The 17,353-nt window shown below is 57.4% G+C and carries 16 protein-coding genes; 6 read left to right on the top strand and 10 right to left on the bottom strand.

From position 1 onward, the window contains the following. Positions 1-181: 181 nt before the first annotated feature. From ACR0EN_RS19025 to hslO, 3 genes are read right to left on the bottom strand one after another with little or no spacing between them, the layout of a single operon-like run. Positions 182-1,336: a CCA tRNA nucleotidyltransferase gene (locus tag ACR0EN_RS19025; RefSeq protein ID WP_480588298.1), complete on the bottom strand. Its 1,155-nt coding sequence runs from the start codon at positions 1,334-1,336 to the stop codon at positions 182-184. Continuing rightward, positions 1,333-1,932 (bottom strand): CoA pyrophosphatase, encoded by a 600-nt coding sequence (locus ACR0EN_RS19020; RefSeq protein ID WP_170399354.1) that lies wholly within the window; start codon positions 1,930-1,932, stop codon positions 1,333-1,335. Before ACR0EN_RS19020 ends, ACR0EN_RS19025 begins: the two co-directional genes overlap by 4 nt. Further along, complete coding sequence (gene hslO, locus ACR0EN_RS19015) at positions 1,922-2,908, bottom strand: Hsp33 family molecular chaperone HslO (protein WP_170399357.1); 987 nt, start codon at positions 2,906-2,908, stop codon at positions 1,922-1,924. The genes ACR0EN_RS19020 and hslO overlap by 11 nt, the downstream gene beginning before the upstream one ends. Before the next feature lie 76 nt (positions 2,909-2,984). Here hslO and ACR0EN_RS19010 point away from each other — a divergent pair, with 76 nt between their 5' ends. Continuing rightward, positions 2,985-3,428 (top strand): NUDIX hydrolase, encoded by a 444-nt coding sequence (locus ACR0EN_RS19010; protein ID WP_170426319.1) that lies wholly within the window; start codon positions 2,985-2,987, stop codon positions 3,426-3,428. Here ACR0EN_RS19010 and ACR0EN_RS19005 read toward each other — a convergent pair. Beyond that, positions 3,425-4,699, bottom strand: coding sequence for a SpoIIE family protein phosphatase (locus tag ACR0EN_RS19005; protein WP_170819281.1), 1,275 nt, complete (start codon positions 4,697-4,699; stop codon positions 3,425-3,427). The two genes, ACR0EN_RS19010 and ACR0EN_RS19005, sit on opposite strands and share 4 nt — an antisense overlap. Positions 4,700-4,841: 142 nt before the next feature. Between ACR0EN_RS19005 and ACR0EN_RS19000 the strand changes: the two genes are divergently transcribed. After that, entirely contained in the window at positions 4,842-5,171 is a 330-nt protein-coding gene (locus ACR0EN_RS19000) for an Hpt domain-containing protein (protein WP_480588296.1), read from the top strand. Here ACR0EN_RS19000 and ilvA read toward each other — a convergent pair. Together ilvA and ACR0EN_RS18990 are read right to left on the bottom strand one after the other, a co-directional pair. Next, positions 5,168-6,394, bottom strand: coding sequence for a threonine ammonia-lyase IlvA (ilvA, locus tag ACR0EN_RS18995; protein WP_480588294.1), 1,227 nt, complete (start codon positions 6,392-6,394; stop codon positions 5,168-5,170). The two genes, ACR0EN_RS19000 and ilvA, sit on opposite strands and share 4 nt — an antisense overlap. A gap of 57 nt (positions 6,395-6,451) precedes the next feature. Then, positions 6,452-7,219 (bottom strand): hypothetical protein, encoded by a 768-nt coding sequence (locus ACR0EN_RS18990; RefSeq protein WP_170408791.1) that lies wholly within the window; start codon positions 7,217-7,219, stop codon positions 6,452-6,454. A gap of 139 nt (positions 7,220-7,358) precedes the next feature. Between ACR0EN_RS18990 and ACR0EN_RS18985 the strand changes: the two genes are divergently transcribed. The 3 genes from ACR0EN_RS18985 (at position 7,359) to msrA (ending at position 9,765) form a co-directional block, all read left to right on the top strand. Next, on the top strand, positions 7,359-8,585 hold the full coding sequence (locus tag ACR0EN_RS18985) for an argininosuccinate synthase (protein ID WP_170426327.1): 1,227 nt from the start codon (positions 7,359-7,361) through the stop codon (positions 8,583-8,585). A gap of 135 nt (positions 8,586-8,720) precedes the next feature. Beyond that, positions 8,721-9,002 carry an SCP2 sterol-binding domain-containing protein gene (locus tag ACR0EN_RS18980; protein ID WP_170598637.1) on the top strand — a complete coding sequence of 94 codons (282 nt, stop codon included), beginning with the start codon at positions 8,721-8,723 and terminating at the stop codon, positions 9,000-9,002. A 91-nt stretch (positions 9,003-9,093) separates the two neighbouring features. Beyond that, positions 9,094-9,765 (top strand): peptide-methionine (S)-S-oxide reductase MsrA, encoded by a 672-nt coding sequence (msrA, locus tag ACR0EN_RS18975; RefSeq protein ID WP_170399396.1) that lies wholly within the window; start codon positions 9,094-9,096, stop codon positions 9,763-9,765. Here the strand turns inward: msrA and ACR0EN_RS18970 are convergent. Together ACR0EN_RS18970 and ACR0EN_RS18965 are read right to left on the bottom strand one after the other, a co-directional pair. Next, positions 9,762-10,634: a ribokinase gene (locus tag ACR0EN_RS18970; RefSeq protein ID WP_480588292.1), complete on the bottom strand. Its 873-nt coding sequence runs from the start codon at positions 10,632-10,634 to the stop codon at positions 9,762-9,764. The genes msrA and ACR0EN_RS18970 overlap by 4 nt on opposite strands. Before the next feature lie 3 nt (positions 10,635-10,637). Then, positions 10,638-12,893 carry an NADP-dependent malic enzyme gene (locus tag ACR0EN_RS18965; RefSeq protein ID WP_480588290.1) on the bottom strand — a complete coding sequence of 752 codons (2,256 nt, stop codon included), beginning with the start codon at positions 12,891-12,893 and terminating at the stop codon, positions 10,638-10,640. A gap of 161 nt (positions 12,894-13,054) precedes the next feature. On the opposite strand from ACR0EN_RS18965, the gene mutS reads away from it, so the two are divergent. Beyond that, positions 13,055-15,667 (top strand): DNA mismatch repair protein MutS, encoded by a 2,613-nt coding sequence (gene mutS, locus ACR0EN_RS18960; protein ID WP_480588345.1) that lies wholly within the window; start codon positions 13,055-13,057, stop codon positions 15,665-15,667. 31 nt (positions 15,668-15,698) lie between these two features. Here the strand turns inward: mutS and ACR0EN_RS18955 are convergent, their stop codons facing one another. Together ACR0EN_RS18955 and hrcA are read right to left on the bottom strand one after the other, a co-directional pair. Next, positions 15,699-16,262 (bottom strand): nucleotide exchange factor GrpE, encoded by a 564-nt coding sequence (locus ACR0EN_RS18955; protein ID WP_170399405.1) that lies wholly within the window; start codon positions 16,260-16,262, stop codon positions 15,699-15,701. A gap of 10 nt (positions 16,263-16,272) precedes the next feature. Further along, on the bottom strand, positions 16,273-17,337 hold the full coding sequence (gene hrcA, locus ACR0EN_RS18950; protein ID WP_170399408.1) for a heat-inducible transcriptional repressor HrcA: 1,065 nt from the start codon (positions 17,335-17,337) through the stop codon (positions 16,273-16,275). Between the last annotated feature and the right edge of the window lie 16 nt (positions 17,338-17,353).

The following is a 17,353-nucleotide window of genomic DNA, read 5'->3' as shown; positions in this document are numbered from 1 at the left end:
ATTGAGCAGAAAATAGGTCATGCGAAGAAAGATGGCGCCAGAACACCACCCCTACGGGTCAAAGTGTTCCGGGCTTTAGCCGAACCAGATCCCGTAATACATTCGCATTCCTCCCTCCATATGAGTCAGGCGCACCCTGCCAAATCAAATCGGGTTTGTCATCCCTTTTTGAGACTTCAAATCAGTCGGCAAGCAATTCTTCGCGGCTAAGCGCGAAATCTGACGCGATCCAACGCGCCTCAAGCTCGGCCAGTTTTGCGCCCAGCGCGGGGCCCGAGAAGGCGGGGATCAAATCCGCCGCCTTGATCGGGAAACTGGCCGCGGACCCTTTTTGCAAAGCTCGGTTCAGGTCTTCGGACCAAGGCTGTTCAAGAAATGCATGACGCAAAAGTGTCTCGTGCAATCCGCCTTCCGACCCATAGCGATAACCCAATTCTGCGACACTGGTCGTCGCCATCGCTTCATCGCGCATCCGAGCCAGACGCTGCAGTTGCGCGCGGCTAAGACGCAGAGTTTTGGCCACCTCGGGCGACGCAATCGCTGCCAAACGACGAATCGCTTCGGGCGCTGCATGGGCGTCTTGTTCCAGCTGAATCAGGATCGGCAGTGCCCGGTCATCAGCCCCGGGTAAGAGCTGCGCCAAAACGCCAGTGACGCGCATGGCGGCAACCGACGGCGCGGGGTCAGGCGCAGCGAGCAGTTTAAGCATCTCGGCCCCGACCCGTTCGCGCGAAAGCGTCTCTAACCCGTCCAAATTTGCAGCTATTGCATCCAGTGCAGCGGGGTCAAAGCCACCGTCCACATCCCCGTACCAAGCATGAAACCTGAAATATCTGAGCGATCTCAGGTAGTCTTCTTGGATGCGATCACTGGCCTCCCCGATGAACCGTACGCGACGAGCCTGTAGATCCGGCAAACCGTTCAGCGGATCAAGGATTGTGCCGTCAGGTTTGGCATAAAGCGCGTTCATGGTGAAATCACGACGCGCGGCGTCTTCTTCGACCTTGTCGGAAAAGGCGACGACAGCACGCCGACCATCCGTTTCGACGTCACGGCGAAACGTCGTGACCTCGTGCGGGATGCCTTTGCTGACAATCGTCACGGTGCCATGGTCTATCCCTGTTGGTATCGGCTTCAGCCCAGCTTTCTGCGCCAGTTCCACGACGTGTTCAGGCCTAGCGTCTGTGGCGATATCAATGTCAGAAACCGGCGCCTTCAGCAGAGCATTGCGCACACAACCACCAACGAATAGTGCCTGCGCCCCGCCGTTGGTCAGGGCGGTGCATACATCCTGCGTGGCTTGGTCGGTTAACCAATCTTCTGTGATCCGCTTCATTCACTCATCCGCGCTGCCAATCCCCGCAGCATCCGTGCCGTCGCACCCCAGATATAATAGGGGCCATAGGGCACAGCATAGTAATACCGTCTTTGGCCACGCCAACGGCGCGACTCGACGACATAATTCTCTGGGTTCAGGACATGCGCAAGCGGAACGAAGAAGATCTCATCCACCTCGCCCGGTTCGGCGACTGGTTCAAAACTGGCTTCAAGGATCGCAACAACCGGCGTGACCGAAAAGGACGTCACGGTTTCATGAGTCGGCAGATGACCCAGAATACTGGGTAGTTCTGGCGGAAGACCAATTTCTTCCTGTGCTTCGCGCAAAGCTGTCGCAGTAACGTCGATGTCGCCCTCATCCTGTTTTCCACCCGGAAAGGCGATCTGGCCCGGATGGTGTTTCAACGCCGAAGAGCGTTTGGTCAGGATCAATCGCGGTGCGTCTCCGGTCACAGAAACAGGCACTAACACGCCCGCAGGGCGCAGTTTGCGCCCCGCCGGCAGCACCGTTTCCGGGTTCAGATCAAAGTCACTGGACCCGGACCCATCACGGCTCAGCGCCTCGGTCAGGTCTGTGATCAGATCACGCGCCATCCGGGCCTTCGGCCTCGAACCCGACGGTCGCAGGGTCCAGCACATAGTGCGCACCGCAGAATTGGCAGTCTGCTGTGACGGTGCCTTCGTCCGTGGTCATTGTCGCAATATCCTGCGCCGAATAGATCGACAGGCTTTGGCGCACGCGATCTTCGGAACAAGTGCAACCGAATTTTACCTGCTGTGCATCATAGACGCGAGGCTGTTCCTCGTGAAACAGACGCACCAGAAGGTCGGTTGGCGCAACGGATGGCCCGATCATCTCCAGATCATCCACGGTGTCGAGCAGGATGTTGACGCGATCCCAGTTCTCGCCCTCTTCACCATCCACCAGATCCGAGGCAGACAGGATCTCTCCGCTGCCCTCCCCGGAAGCGGCAAAGGGCGAGGCTTTGGGCATGTGCTGCAGCATGATCCCGCCAGCGCGCCAGTGTTCACCGACACCGGGCTCAGTCGATTTGCCGAAGCTCAACGAAAACCGGGTCGGCAGCTGTTCGGACTGCGCGAAATAGGCTTCCGCACACGCGCTCAGTGATCCCCCGGCCAGTGGGGTGATGCCCTGATAAGGCTGTGTACCTTCACCTTGGTCAATCATGATGGCGAAGTACCCGTCACCCACCTGATCGAAAGGGGCTGCATCGGTCAGCCGGTCGCGGTCAAAGCTCGCATATGCGCGGATCTGCGCGGGTTCGCCCTCGACCTGTGGCGCATAATAATCGGTTGCGATCATCCGCACCGCGCCCTTGGATTGCACCTGCAGAGACAGCTTCCAGCGCAGCGATACCGTTTGCCCTATCAATGCAGTCAGCAGGGCCATCTCGGCCACCAGCGCCTCGACCACCTCCGGGTAGTCGTGCTGTTTCAAGATGCCGCCCAACACGCCGTCCAGCCGGGCCACGCGGCCTCGCATGTCGGGTATATCGAGTTGAAAGGGCAGGACGGTATCGTCCCACGCGATTTTGGTTCCAATAGACATGGGGTTTCCTTAAGCGCCACAGGTTGGCATACCGCCACCATATAGGTTGAACAGTTTGGGTTGAAAGGGGCCTTACATGATCAGACGGTTCGGTGAAAGCCCCGAGGCAGAGCGAAAATACACCCGGCGGGTCGGCGTTTATGCCCTATTGCCACAAGGCAACCGATTGCTGCTGACCTGTCAGCTGGAACCCGGACCCGATCTGCAGCTGCCGGGCGGCGGCATCGATCCGGGGGAATCACCCATTACAGCGCTTCACCGTGAGGTTTACGAAGAAACCGGCTGGCTGATCGCCGCGCCCCGGAGAGTGGGTGCGTTTCGTCGATATACGTATATGCCGGAATACGATCTGTGGGCCGAGAAGGTCTGCCTGATTTACCGCGCCCACCCGGTCAGACGCCTAGGCCCTCCGACCGAAGACATTCATGAGGCCATTTGGATGGAGACCGCAGATGCCGTTCATCTGTTGGGCAACGAGGGCGACGCCCATTTCGCCCAGCGCCACCTGCATGGGCTTTAAGGTCCGTTATATTCAAAAAACACTGCAGAGACATCATCCGCAATTCCGCTGTCCGGTGACATAACCTGTGTGAGACGCCAGAACATGTCATCCAGGAATTCCGGTCCACCGTGATCGGCGGCGCATTCAACAGCCATCGCCTTCAACCCGTCATCATCCAGCAAACTGCCGTCGGCGAGCTGGCATTCGGTGAACCCGTCCGAATGCAAGAGCAGCTTGTCGCCCGGTTGCATATAGGTTTCCGTCTGCTGAAACTGCGCCTCAGGCAGCAGGCCAATGGGCAACCCGCCTTCGCCCAGAAACTCGCTTTTACCATCACGGCGCAACAACAGCGGATGCGGGTGTCCGGCCTGCACCATTTTCAGATGTCCGTTGCGCAGATCGATGATGGCATAGACCATGGTGAAATACTCTTCGATCCCGGCATCGGCGATCAGACGCGAGTTGAGCAACGACGCGACCTCTTCGGGTGGCAGAAGGGCGTAGAATTTATTAAAACGACGCTCCATCGCGATGTTCTGATCGAAATGCGTGCTGGACAGATACCCGCCCAGCCGTGCCGTCATCATCGCAGAGGTGATCCCGTGGCCCGAGACATCGATGCTGTAAAACCCGAGCCGATTGACACCGGGCGAAAACACCCCCACCAGGTCACCACCGATATGACCACAGGGTTTCAGAAGCAGGCTGACCTGTGAGTTGCCAAAGGTCCCCTTCAATTCAGGCACCAGCGAATCCTGAATTTTGCGCGCCTGCATCAGGTCTTTATCGATCGCATCATGGGCAAGCTTCAGTTCGTTCAGCGCTGTTTCGATCAATTGGTTTTTTCGGGACAATTCGCGTTGCATGTCAAGAATACGCGCCCCGGCCGATATGCGCGCACGCAGCTCATCAGCCTCAAGCGGCTTGATCAGAAAATCGTCTGCCCCAGCATCCAGACCGCGCGCGACCTCCTGCTTTTCGCTTTTTGAGGTCAGAAGAATGAAATAGCTATATTGCTCACTATCCAGCTCTCGGAAGGCGCGACAGAACTCAAGCCCGCCCATGCCTGGCATGACCCAGTCGCTTAGAACAAGATCAGGCGGGTCCGAGGTGCAAAGCTCTATCGCGGCTTCACCACTGTCGGCTTCAAGAACCTCGAATCCCCACTTTTTTAGCGAGGCCACCAGAATGCGCCGCTGCAGACGGCTGTCGTCCACAACAAGAACCTTGCGGATCGCGCCAAAATCCAGCTCGACCCGGGCCTCTACTTGACTGGCATCCGGCACCATGAAGTCCCTGTACTTGCTCAACTCTCCAGTTGTCGCAACGCTATGCCTCTCAGCTTAACATCCTATGAAAAACCAAATGGCCGCGATTTAACCCCATCTTTACCCGCGACGGTCTAACAACATGCAACCGCAAGAGGATGGCATGATTCAGTGGTCCAGAGTCAGACAATTACGTGATGAAGTCGGCGCAGACGAGTTCACCGAGGTTGTCGAAATCTTTTTGGACGAGGTTCAGGAAGTTATCACTAAGCTACGCGATGACACTACCCGGTCCGAGATCGAACAGAACTTGCATTTCCTGAAGGGCAGCGCGCTGAGTCTTGGCTTTGATAGTTTCTCGAAACTGTGCCAGGACGGTGAGCGACGCGCAGCCGCAGGTGAAAGCGCCGCCGTTGATTTATCGGCGATTATCGCGGCCTACGACGAGTCGAAAAAACTGTTTCAGGCCGGTCTGGCCGAAAACCTGCGCTAGATCACAAACTGTGCCAGCGTCTCGTCTTCGGTGATATCCGTATAAGTAAACCCGGCTTCATCCAGATGCGCAAACAGGCGCATGAAATTCTCGGGCTTGCGGGTTTCGATCCCGATTAGCACCGAACCAAAATTGCGCGCCGATTTCTTCATGTATTCGAACCGTGCGATATCGTCTTCGGGCCCCAGAATACCCAGAAATTCTTTCAAAGCGCCAGGACGCTGCGGCAGGCGTAAGATGAAGTATTTCTTGACCCCGGAATAACGCTGCGCGCGCTCTTTGACCTCAGGCAAGCGTTCGAAATCGAAGTTGCCACCCGATGTCACACAGACCACCGTCTTGCCACGCACAAAGCTTTGCACGTCACCCACAGCCTCAACCGCCAATGCACCGGCAGGTTCCAGAACGATGCCCTCGACATTCAGTATTTCGATCATGGTGGTGCAGATGCGGTCTTCGGACAAAGTCAGCACATCCGACAGATGCCGCGATTTCAGCAATTCAAACGGTTTCTCACCAATCCGGCCTACTGCTGCGCCATCGACAAAGGTATCCACATGATCCAGAGCCACCGGGTGCCCCGCTGCAAGCGCCGCGCGCAAACACGCCCCGCCGGCCGGTTCCACGAACAGGCAATGCGCCCGGTCCCCGAACCAGGTCGCCACCCCCGAAGACATACCGCCGCCGCCAACCGGCAGAATTACATGATCAGGCACTCGGCCCAATTGCTCTTCGATCTCAACCGCCAATGAGGCCTGCCCCTCAATCACATCCGCATCATCGAACGGAGACAGGAAATATCCGCCCTGTTCTGCGCACCAGCTTTGCGCCGCAGCCAGCGTGTCATCGAAATAGTCACCGATCAGGTGAACCTCGATATTGTCGCCGCCGAAAATGCGCGTCTTCTGGATCTTCTGCTGCGGCGTGGTCACCGGCATGAAGATCACACCCCGCACACCCAGATGCTTACACATATAGGCCACGCCCTGCGCATGGTTGCCAGCGCTGGCGCAAACGAAAAGGCCCTGCCCCTGCTGCTTGCGCATCGCATTGAACGCACCACGGATTTTATACGACCGCACCGGGCTGAGGTCTTCGCGCTTGAGCCAGATATCCGCGCCGTAACGGTCGGACAGATGGGCGTTCCGCTGCAACGGAGTTGCCGGAAACACTGAGCGCATTGCCTTTTCGGCAGCGCGGGCGCGGGTCGTGAAATCAATCATGTTGGATTCCCTGCCCCATCATCGTCGAAAGGGCAAGGAATACATATGTGTACGGGCTTAGGCCAGCTCGCGTTTTTCGATGAACACACCATAGATCGTCGTCAGGATACTGACATTGATCAGTGGGACGATCAGCATGCTCGCAAACAAGACAATCAAGACACCGATGATCGGGACGAAAAGCAGCAAAGACGCCAGTAGCTGAAGCAATATTTGGAAGAGGATGGATAAGACGACCAGAAGTGCGATGGCTCCGCTTGCGCCCGAGGTTGCTTGCCACGCTTCAGACAGCTTTATTGGTTTTCCGATCGCTGCGCCGGGTAAAATCGGGGAGGCCCGATAGAATCCGATCGTGAGAATGATGATCAAACCCAGCCAAACCAGAATTCCCAGCGCCACAGAGGATTGCGCCATCATGCCCATGATCAGCGCTCCCGGTATCATGATGATAAGAGCGATTAGGCCGAGCATCAGAAGACGTCCGAAATAGGCGAGCACACGGTCGAACCTGAAAGGCGGAACCAAACCGCTTGGATATTCCTCAAGTAGAACAAAACGGTGCCACGACACGACAATCCACAGCATGACCCCAAAGACAACGGCCATAAGGCAGAGCAGAAAACCGGTGAAGGACGCGGCCGTTACGCCTTCAGGGAAGCCATTGGTTTCACTGTTGAATTCTTCGAAAGGGATGCCAAACAGGAAGAACAGGCCGATGGCTAAAAAGCCGCCAATGAGCGCCGGTACGACTGAAATCTGTAGCGCCTGCGTCAGGTTCCTAAGAACCATCCTCACCGAATGCACGAAAATCTCTAATCCCAGCATAAATACCGCCCTCTCAACCAATCCTTGTTCTCTATCCGCCCGTTTCACCCCAATTCCCGGGCTGCGTCAATCCACACAGCTTGCCCCCACGCCCAAAACCCGTTAGGGGCCAGTCGTTCTACGCATAAAGGGAAGTCAGATGTCCGCGCCCAAGAAAGTTGTTCTGGCCTATTCCGGTGGCCTTGATACCTCGATCATTCTGAAATGGCTGCAGACCGAGTATGGTTGTGAGGTCGTGACCTTCACCGCCGATCTGGGTCAGGGCGAGGAGCTGGAGCCCGCCCGCAAGAAAGCCGAGCTGCTGGGGATCAAACCCGAGAACATCTATATCGAAGATATCCGCGAGGAATTCGTTCGCGACTTTGTCTTCCCGATGTTCCGCGCCAACGCACAGTACGAAGGGCTGTACCTGCTGGGCACCTCGATCGCACGGCCTCTGATCTCGAAACGTCTGGTCGAGATCGCCGAAGCGACCGGTGCTGACGCTGTGGCCCACGGCGCGACTGGCAAGGGCAACGATCAGGTTCGTTTTGAACTGGCTGCTTACGCACTGAATCCCGAAATCAAGGTGATCGCGCCGTGGCGTGAGTGGGACCTGACCAGCCGTACCAAGCTGTTGGAATTTGCCGAGGCGAACCAGATCCCGATCGCCAAGGACAAGCGTGGTGAGGCCCCGTTCTCGGTCGATGCCAACCTGCTGCACACCTCGTCCGAGGGAAAAGTTCTGGAAGACCCCGCCGATATGGCACCCGACTATGTCTATCAGCGCACCGTCCACCCCGAGGATGCGCCGAACGAGCCGGAATTTATCGAGATCGGTTTTGAAAAAGGCGATGCGGTCAGCATCAATGGCGAGGCGATGAGCCCCGCGACCATCCTGACCAAGCTGAACGAATATGGCGGCAAGCACGGCATTGGCCGTCTCGATCTGGTCGAAGGCCGCTTCGTTGGAATGAAATCGCGCGGTATTTACGAAACCCCCGGCGGCACCATCCTGCTGGAAGCGCATCGTGGCATCGAGTCCATCACCATGGACCGGGGCGCGATGCATCTGAAAGACCAGCTGATGCCGCAATATGCCGAGCTGATCTATAACGGCTTCTGGTACAGCCCCGAGCGTGAGATGCTGCAGGCGGCCATCGACAAGTCGCAAGAGCATGTCACCGGCACCGTTCGCGTGAAACTGTACAAAGGTCTTGCCTCAACCGTGGGCCGCTGGTCGGATCATTCGCTGTACTCCGAGGCGCACGTGACCTTTGAGGAAGACGCCGGTGCATATGACCAGAAAGATGCGGCAGGCTTCATCCAGTTGAACGCACTGCGCCTGAAGCTTCTGGCCGCGCGTGACAAACGGCTGAGCAAGTAAGCGTTTAGAATTTTAGATCTGGCCCCGGTGTCTGATCAGGCACCGGGGTTTTTCTTTGCCGGGTTTCCGTCGGGTCGGGCTTGCCCGGATCAGGCGATTGTCTTTACGCATACGTCAATCAGGGAAGGACGAATAATGCTGCAAGACATCGCCGACGGAATTCAAAAGGGTTTGAACGGCAAAAACTTTGACGGATCGCTTAAGTTCGATTGTGGCGACGAGGGCGTGATCGTTCTGGCGGAGAATACTGCCTCAACCCAGGATCGGGACACAGACTGCACCATCCGCATCTCGCGCGAGAACCTCTCTAAGTTGCTGACCGGTAAGCTGAACCCAATGACCGGGGTTGCGCTGGGCAAGCTGAAAATCTCGGGCAACATGGGTGTTGCGATGAAGCTGGGGCAACTGCTGGGCTGATAAACTCGTCTCACCAGCGCGTGACAAATCATGTCAGCGCATTGCAAGCACAAAAATCTGCGGGCAGCTTGGTTTCGGAAGGAGACCTGCCATGACCCGGATCACTTACCTTGATTGCCTGAAACCTTCACTTCTGTTTGTGCTGATCTTGTTGGCAGCAATGCTGCGCGCCTTACCTGCTCCGGCCGCTGGCACTGAAACGCTAACAGTCGCCGGTGGCTGTTTCTGGTGTGTGGAATCCGATTTCGAGTCCGTGCCCGGCGTGATCGGCGCGGTCTCGGGCTATACCGGTGGCAAGACGGATAGCCCCACCTATGATCAGGTCTCGAAAGGCGGAACAGGGCATTACGAGGCGGTCCAGATCACCTTCGATCCCGCCCGCGTTTCCCGTGCAACCTTGCTGAACATGTTCTTCCGCTCAGTCGATCCCACGGATGCGGGCGGCCAGTTCTGCGATCGCGGCGACAGCTATCGCACAGCAATTTTCGTCTCTAACAAAGGGGAAAAGGCGCAGGCACAGCAAGCCAAGACCAGCGCACAAAACGCGCTGGGGCAGACTGTGGTCACGCCGATCCTGCAAGCTGGAACGTTTTATCCAGCCGAAGCGTATCACCAGGATTATTACAAGGGTAGCAAGCTGGTACTGACCCGCTTTGGCCCCAAGCGCCAAAAGAACGCCTATAAGGCCTACCGCGAAGCCTGCGGTCGCGATGCGCGGGTCAAACAATTGTGGGGCAACGAAGCGCCCTTTGCAGGGTCCTAGTCAAACTGCGCTTCGCGCACCTCTTTCAGATCAGGAATGACATCTGCAGTGCCGTGCCGCGTGACCATCAGGGCCGCGGCACGGTTTGCTTGGGCAATCGCCTGCGCCATCGGCATACCCCGGTCCATTCCAGCCAACACATAGCCGGTGAATGTGTCACCTGCCCCGGTGGTATCCACAGCGTTGACCTTATGCGCCTGAAACGCTTGGAGTTGATGATCTTGCTGATAGTAGCGCGCACCTTTTGAGCCAAAGGTGACGATCACATGTTCGACCGGCAGGTCTGAAGGGGCGAGACCCGTTGCATCCTGCAATTGCTCGGCCTCGACTTCGTTGAGGATCAGAAAATCCAGATACGGTAGAACCGCTTGAACTGCGTCTGCCTGAAATGGGGCGGCGGCGTAGCAGACAGTCAGCCCCATTTCGCAACCTAGTTTAGCGGCCTCAATCTGCGCATTGGTTTCGTTCTGCATCACCAGCAGATCACCTGAAACAGCCGAGGACAACGCCTGCCCAAGTTGGTCGTTCGAGATGGCATGGTTGGCGCCTTGATACAGAACGATCAGGTTTTCACCCTGCGCATCTACTGCGATGATGGCGTGACCTGTCGGCACATCCACCTCGGCAATATGCCGCGTGTCCACGCCATATTCGGTCAGCCGATCCCGCGCCCAAAGGCCATCCGAGCCCACCGCGCCGATATGGGATACCCGCGATCCGGCTCGTGCAGACGCCACAGACATGTTGGCGCCCTTGCCACCCAGAAACCTCTGTAGCCCACTGGCCGCCAGTGTCTCACCCGCTTCGGGCAAATGCGGCAGGGCATAGACCATATCCGCGTTGATTGAGCCAAGGTTCCAGATTGTCATGATTTACCCGATATCGCAGGAGGCCAGGATGGCCATGTTCAGAATGTCATTTGCGGTCGAGACCGTCGAACAGATCTGGATCGGCTTGTCGACGCCGGACAGGATCGGGCCGATCACGGTGGCGCCGCCCATTTCCTGCATCAGTTTGGTCGAAATCGAGGCCGAGTGTCGTGCAGGAACAATCAGGATATTGGCTGGTCCGGTCAGTCGTTGGAACGGATAGGCTTCCTGCTGATCAACATTCAGGGCGACATCAACCGTCATCTCGCCCTCGTACTCGAAATCGACGCCGCGCTCGTCCAGCACTGCCGGGGCACGGTGCATCTTCTCAGCACGTTCAGACACCGGGTAACCGAAGGTCGAGAAACTGACAAAGGCCGCCCGGGGCTCTAGCCCCATGTGGCGCGCCACGGCTGCGGCGCGCTCAGCGATATTGGCCAAATCGTTCTCATCCGGCCATTCATGCACCAAAGTGTCGCCAATCAGAACAATCCGTCCCTTGTGCAGCAACGCGGTAACCCCAGCCGCGCCATGGGCGGCATCGGCGTCAAACACATGGTTGATACGGTCCAGCACGTGCGCCGACTTGCGTGTGGCCCCGGTCACCAGACCATCCGCATGACCATGCGCCAGCATCAGAGACGAAAACACATGTCGATCCCGTGCAGCGAGTCGGTGAATATCTTTGTGATCAAAGCCCTTACGCTGCAGGCGCTGATACAGAAAATCCTTATAGGCCTCGAGATGCGCGGTGTTGGCGGCGTTCACCACATCAATTTCACGCACCGCGTCCCCAAGACCAGCGGCTTCGAGCTTTTCCTTTACGTCGTCTGACCGGCCCACAACCAGAGCCTTACCAAAGCCCGAGCGTTGGTACATAACGGCCGCGCGCAATACGCGCGGATCGTCACCCTCGGCAAAGATCATCCGGCTTTGCGCCTGACGCGCCCGCGCGTTCAAGCCGCGCAGGATGCTGGCCGTCGGGTCCATGCGGGATTTCAGGCTCAGCTCATAAGCGTCCATATCGATGATCGGACGTCGCGCCGCGCCGGTATCCATACCAGCCTTGGCAACCGCAGGCGGGATACGGTGGATCAGGCGCGGATCAAAAGGCGTTGGAATGATGTAGTCGCGCCCAAAAGTCAGCGACTTGCCATAGGCCATGGCAACCTCATCCGGAACATCTTCACGTGCCAATCGCGCCAGAGCATGAGCGCAGGCGATTTTCATCTCGTCATTGATCGCACGGGCATGAATATCCAGCGCACCGCGGAACAGGTAAGGAAAACCCAGAACGTTATTCACCTGATTCGGATAATCGCTACGGCCCGTCGCGACGATCGCATCAACGCGCACCTCGTGCGCCTCCTCCGGGGTGATTTCCGGGTCAGGGTTCGCCATGGCGAAAATCACCGGATTGTCAGCCATGCTGGCGACCATGTCTTGTGTCACCGCCCCTTTGACCGACACGCCCAGAAATACATCCGCATCCTTCATGGCCTCTTCCAAAGAGCGAAGATCAGTCGTGATGGCATGGGCCGACTTCCACTGGTTCATACCCTCGGTCCGGCCCTGATAAATCACGCCTTTGGTGTCGCAGACGATGCAATTCTCATGCCGTGCACCCATGGCCTTGAGCAGTTCGATACAGGCAATTCCTGCAGCGCCTGCCCCGTTCAGGACGATTTTTACATCTTCGATCTTCTTGCCCGAGATATGCAACGCGTTAAGCAGGCCAGCCGCACAAATCACTGCTGTGCCATGCTGATCATCGTGGAAGACCGGGATATCCATCTCTTCCTTCAAGCGTTGTTCGATGATGAAACATTCGGGTGCTTTGATATCTTCCAGATTAATACCGCCAAAGGTCGGACCCATCAGGCGCACAGCGCGACAGAACTCGTCCGGGTCTTCGGTATCCAGCTCGATATCGATCGAGTTCACATCAGCGAACCGCTTGAACAGGACCGATTTGCCTTCCATCACCGGTTTTGAGCCCAGCGCACCCAGATTTCCAAGGCCCAGAACGGCGGTACCGTTCGAGATCACGGCAACCAGATTGCCTTTGTTTGTATAGTCATACGCCGTCTCTGGTGCTTCAGCGATGGCTTCACAGGGAACCGCAACGCCAGGGCTGTAAGCTAGCGAAAGATCGCGCTGCGTGGTCATGGGTACGGTGGCCTGCACCTCCCACTTGCCGGGGGTCGGGTCTAGGTGAAAGGCCAGCGCCTCTTCTTTGGTGATCTTCGCTTTGGGCATCTTACAGGTCGTTTCCATGACTTTGGGGCTTTTGCCTCATAACGCAGGCGGGGCCGCGCCTCAACGAGAATGAGTTTTCACCTTTTACTGAAGATGCGGGATTTGTAAGGTCGCGCCCGGAACACGCCAGAAGGGGGCCGAATTTGTCCACAGTCACGCCGATGATGGCGCAGTACCTTGAGATCAAAGAGGCTCATGTAGATGCCCTGCTGTTTTACCGCATGGGCGACTTCTACGAGATGTTCTTCGAGGATGCGGTGAACGCGGCTGAGGCGTTGGATATCGCGCTGACCAAGCGCGGCAAACACAATGGCGACGATATCCCGATGTGCGGCGTGCCGGTGCATTCTGCCGAGGGCTACTTGCTGACCTTGATCCGCAAAGGATTCCGCGTCGCGGTCTGCGAGCAGATGGAAAGCCCGGCGGAAGCCAAGAAAAGAGGCTCTAAATCGGTGGTAAAGCGCGGTGTTGTGCGTCTGGTGACGCCCGGCACACTGACCGAAGATGCCCTGCTAGAGGCGCGGCGGCACAACTTTCTGGCCGCCTATGCCGAGGTTCGGGACGAAGCCGCGCTGGCCTGGGCCGATATCTCAACCGGTGCGTTTCACGTGATGCCGCTGACGTCAATCCGGTTGAGCCCTGAACTCGCTCGGCTGGCCCCATCTGAGCTGATCGTGGCCGATGGGTCCGAGGAAAAGCTGCATGAAACAGTCATGGACCTTGGCATATCGCTTACGCCTGTCGGACGCGCCAGTTTTGACAGCGCTGCAGCCGAGAAACGCATCTGCGGGTTGTTTCACGTGGGCGCTCTGGATGCATTTGGGAACTTCGGGCGCGCCGAGGTTTCGGCCATAGGCGCGCTGATCGATTATCTGGAGATCACGCAAAAGGGCAAACTGCCCCTGCTGCAAACGCCCTTAAAGGAATCCGAGGATCGCGTGGTTCAGATCGACGCCGCAACGCGACGCAATCTGGAACTGACCCGGTCGCTGTCTGGTGGGCGCGCCGGGTCGCTGCTGTCCGTGGTCGACCGAACAGTAACGCCAGGTGGCGCAAGACTTCTGGAACAGCGACTGTCCAGCCCCTCGCGTAATCTGGATGTGATCCACGCCCGGCTGGACGCGGTATCTTTCGCAGTCGAAGACAGCCTGATCGCCTCGGACCTGCGCGAAGCTTTACGCAAAACACCTGATCTGGATCGTGCCCTGTCCCGGCTTTCGCTGGACCGGGGCGGCCCGCGTGATCTGGCCGCTATCCGCAATGGATTGGAACAAGCCGCAACAATCGCCGAAACCTGTGCCTCACAGGATCTGCCTGTTCTGCTGGCCACTGCCGTCCAGAACCTTGTCGGATTTGACGATCTGTTGGCTTTGCTGGACGAAGCATTGGTTGCTGATCCACCCTTGCTGGCCCGCGATGGCGGCTTTATCGCCCCCGGGTTTGATACCGAATTGGACGAAGCGCGCACCTTGCGTGACGAAGGCCGTTCGGTCATCGCAGGTTTCCAACAGAAATACGCGGAGCATACCGGCATCACGTCACTGAAGATCAAACACAACAATGTGCTTGGCTACTTCATCGAGACCACGGCAACCCATGCCGAGAAAATGTTGAACACGCCATTTAGCGAGACTTTTATCCACCGCCAAACCACCGCCAATCAGGTGCGCTTCACCACGGTGGAGCTGTCCGAGATCGAAACAAAGATTCTGAATGCCGGAAATCTCGCGCTAGAGATCGAAAAACGGCTCTATCAAAGGCTTTCTGGGGCTATTCTGGATATTGCCGCACGGCTAAATCAGGCCGCGCGCGGACTGGCTGAGTTGGATTTGACCACTGCACTCGCCGATCTGGCTCGCGGCGAAAGCTGGTGCCGTCCAAAGGTCGACGGGTCACGCGCATTCGACATCAAAGGAGGCCGTCACCCGGTGGTCGAGCATGCCCTGAGGCAGCAAAGCGGCGATGCTTTCATCGCCAACGACTGCGATCTGAGCGCCGATGCAGGCGCTGCAATTTGGTTGCTCACCGGTCCCAACATGGCCGGTAAATCAACCTTCCTGCGCCAGAATGCGCTGATCGCCCTACTGGCGCAGATGGGCAGCTATGTTCCGGCGGAACAGGCGCAAATCGGATTAGTCAGTCAATTGTTCAGCCGCGTCGGAGCGTCAGACGATCTGGCGCGGGGCCGCTCGACCTTTATGGTCGAAATGGTCGAAACCGCAGCTATTCTGAATCAGGCCGACGACCGCGCGCTCGTCATCCTGGACGAGATCGGCCGAGGCACCGCGACCTACGACGGCCTTTCCATTGCCTGGGCCACACTGGAACACCTACACGCGGCAAACCAATGCCGCGCATTGTTCGCCACCCACTACCACGAATTAACTGCACTCGCTGGAAGTCTGAACGGTGTAGAAAACGCGACCGTTGCAGTCAAAGAATGGGAGGGTGAAGTCATCTTTCTGCATGAGGTACATAAAGGCGCTGCCGATCGGTCTTACGGCGTCCAGGTTGCACAATTGGCTGGCTTGCCCACCTCGGTCGTGGACCGCGCCCGTATCGTGTTGGATCAATTAGAAAAAACCGAACGTGAAGGCGGTAAGCAGAAAGCACTGATCGACGATCTGCCCCTGTTTTCAGCTGCGCCGCCGCCTCCCCCTGCGCCAAAAACCTCGCCCGTTGCTGATATGCTGGAAACCATCCTTCCAGATGAACTCAGCCCCCGCGAAGCCTTGGACTTGATCTACAAACTGAAAGAGGCGGCCAGATCCTGACCGCCTCGAACCCGGTTGACCCAGGAACTGTTCAGCTTGCGGGCGTTGACGACACCCCAACCTGCGCCGGACGCAACAACCTGTCGTGCAGCATGAAGCCTTCTGCCGACACCTGAATGATGTCGCCGGCTTTGGTTCCGGGCACCGGGGCCTCGAACATCGCCTCATGTACATTCGGGTCGAACCTGTCCCCGACCTGTGGCGTAATCACCTCGATCCCATGCTTCTGGAACACATCCTTCAGCGCGCGCATGGTCAACTCGACACCTTCCAGCAAGCCGGCGGCAACCTCTTTCTGCTCATCCGTCGCGGCCTCAAGCGCGCGTTTCATATTGTCGTAAACCGGAAGCATGTCGCGGGCCAGTTTTGACCCGCCATATTGTTCCGCATCCCGACGCGCCTTGTCGCCACGCTTGCGCGCATTTTCGGCATCGGCCAGCGCACGCATGAACTTGTCTTTGTAATCATCGCGCTCAGCACGCAGTTGATCGACCTCAAGCGCCTCATCGCTGATCTCAGCAAAATCTTCGGCAAACTCTTCCGCCTCGGCGGACATGATGTCGTCCAGAAAATCTTCGTTCTTGGGCTCTGCCATCTCTTACCCTCTAGCTCCGGTCGGAAATCAGCTTGCCGACCAGTTGCGCCGTATAATCCACGATTGGTACGATTCGCCCGTAATTCAGACGTGTGGGTCCAATGACCCCAACCGCACCGATTATCTTACGATCAGCGTTCATATATGGAGACACCACCAAAGAGGAACCCGAAAGTGAGAAAAGTTTGTTCTCAGAGCCAATAAAAATGCGCACACCTTCGCCTTCTTCGGTCAATTCAAGGAATTCGGCGATATCGCGTTTGCGTTCAAGGTCGTCAAACAGGGTGCGGATTCGATCAAGCTCTTCTGCCTGACCCGGCTCATTTAACAGATTCGCACGCCCGCGCACGATCAGCCGGGCCGAGTCGCCGCCGTCCCCGTCCCAAGCGGCAATGCCGCTCTCGACCATCTCACGCGCCAGAACATCGATTTCCTGTTTCCGCGCGTCGATCTGTGACAGCATCTGACGGCGCACTTCGCCAAGCGTACGTCCTTCGATCAGCGCATTCAGGAAATTGGCTGCCTCGCGCATCGAACTGGGTGTTTGGCCAGGCGGAGGTGTAAACAGCCGGTTTTCTACCTGCCCGTCCGAAAACACCAAAACCACCAAGGCCCGGTCATGACCAAGCGAGACGAACTCGATATGCTTGATCTCGGCCTCATGCTTTGGCGTCAGAACCAGCGAAGCCCCTTGTGTCACGTGTGATAGCGCCGCGCCGACGCGATCGAGCATACCACCCACATCGCCTGCGTTAGAGCCTAGTGTTTCGTCCAGCTTCTGCCGATCATCCGCACCCAGATCGCCCATTTCTAGCAATCCGTCCACGAACATGCGCAGCCCCTGCTGTGTTGGAATTCGACCAGCGCTGACATGCGGACTGTCGAGCAAACCCAGAAATTCAAGATCCTGCATCACATTGCGTACGGTCGCAGCACTGACTTTCTCGGACAATGTGCGCGTCAGAGTCCGGCTGCCCACGGGTTCACCGCTTTCCAGATAGCTTTCGACAATCAACCGGAACACCTCACGCGACCGGTCATTCATCTCGTCCAGAATTTTGCTTGCTTCGCTCATCGGCGGCCCTCTGCTG

The organism is Ruegeria sp. AB7, assembly GCF_056542625.1.
Note: the sequence above shows the minus strand (reverse complement) of the source record. Positions and strands in the feature narration are given on the sequence as shown.

Coding starts and splice junctions, on each gene's coding strand:
- mutS (WP_480588345.1), top strand. CDS start 13,055: ATGATGGCGCAGTACCTTGAGATCAAAGAGGCTCATGTAGATGCCCTG.
- ACR0EN_RS18985 (WP_170426327.1), top strand. CDS start 7,359: ATGTCCGCGCCCAAGAAAGTTGTTCTGGCCTATTCCGGTGGCCTTGAT.
- ACR0EN_RS18955 (WP_170399405.1), bottom strand. CDS start 16,262: ATGGCAGAGCCCAAGAACGAAGATTTTCTGGACGACATCATGTCCGCC.
- ACR0EN_RS19000 (WP_480588296.1), top strand. CDS start 4,842: ATGATTCAGTGGTCCAGAGTCAGACAATTACGTGATGAAGTCGGCGCA.
- ilvA (WP_480588294.1), bottom strand. CDS start 6,394: ATGATTGATTTCACGACCCGCGCCCGCGCTGCCGAAAAGGCAATGCGC.
- ACR0EN_RS18965 (WP_480588290.1), bottom strand. CDS start 12,893: ATGCCCAAAGCGAAGATCACCAAAGAAGAGGCGCTGGCCTTTCACCTA.
- msrA (WP_170399396.1), top strand. CDS start 9,094: ATGACCCGGATCACTTACCTTGATTGCCTGAAACCTTCACTTCTGTTT.
- ACR0EN_RS18970 (WP_480588292.1), bottom strand. CDS start 10,634: ATGACAATCTGGAACCTTGGCTCAATCAACGCGGATATGGTCTATGCC.
- hslO (WP_170399357.1), bottom strand. CDS start 2,908: ATGTCTATTGGAACCAAAATCGCGTGGGACGATACCGTCCTGCCCTTT.
- ACR0EN_RS19010 (WP_170426319.1), top strand. CDS start 2,985: ATGATCAGACGGTTCGGTGAAAGCCCCGAGGCAGAGCGAAAATACACC.
- ACR0EN_RS18990 (WP_170408791.1), bottom strand. CDS start 7,219: ATGCTGGGATTAGAGATTTTCGTGCATTCGGTGAGGATGGTTCTTAGG.
- hrcA (WP_170399408.1), bottom strand. CDS start 17,337: ATGAGCGAAGCAAGCAAAATTCTGGACGAGATGAATGACCGGTCGCGT.
- ACR0EN_RS18980 (WP_170598637.1), top strand. CDS start 8,721: ATGCTGCAAGACATCGCCGACGGAATTCAAAAGGGTTTGAACGGCAAA.
- ACR0EN_RS19025 (WP_480588298.1), bottom strand. CDS start 1,336: ATGAAGCGGATCACAGAAGATTGGTTAACCGACCAAGCCACGCAGGAT.
- ACR0EN_RS19005 (WP_170819281.1), bottom strand. CDS start 4,699: ATGGTGCCGGATGCCAGTCAAGTAGAGGCCCGGGTCGAGCTGGATTTT.
- ACR0EN_RS19020 (WP_170399354.1), bottom strand. CDS start 1,932: ATGGCGCGTGATCTGATCACAGACCTGACCGAGGCGCTGAGCCGTGAT.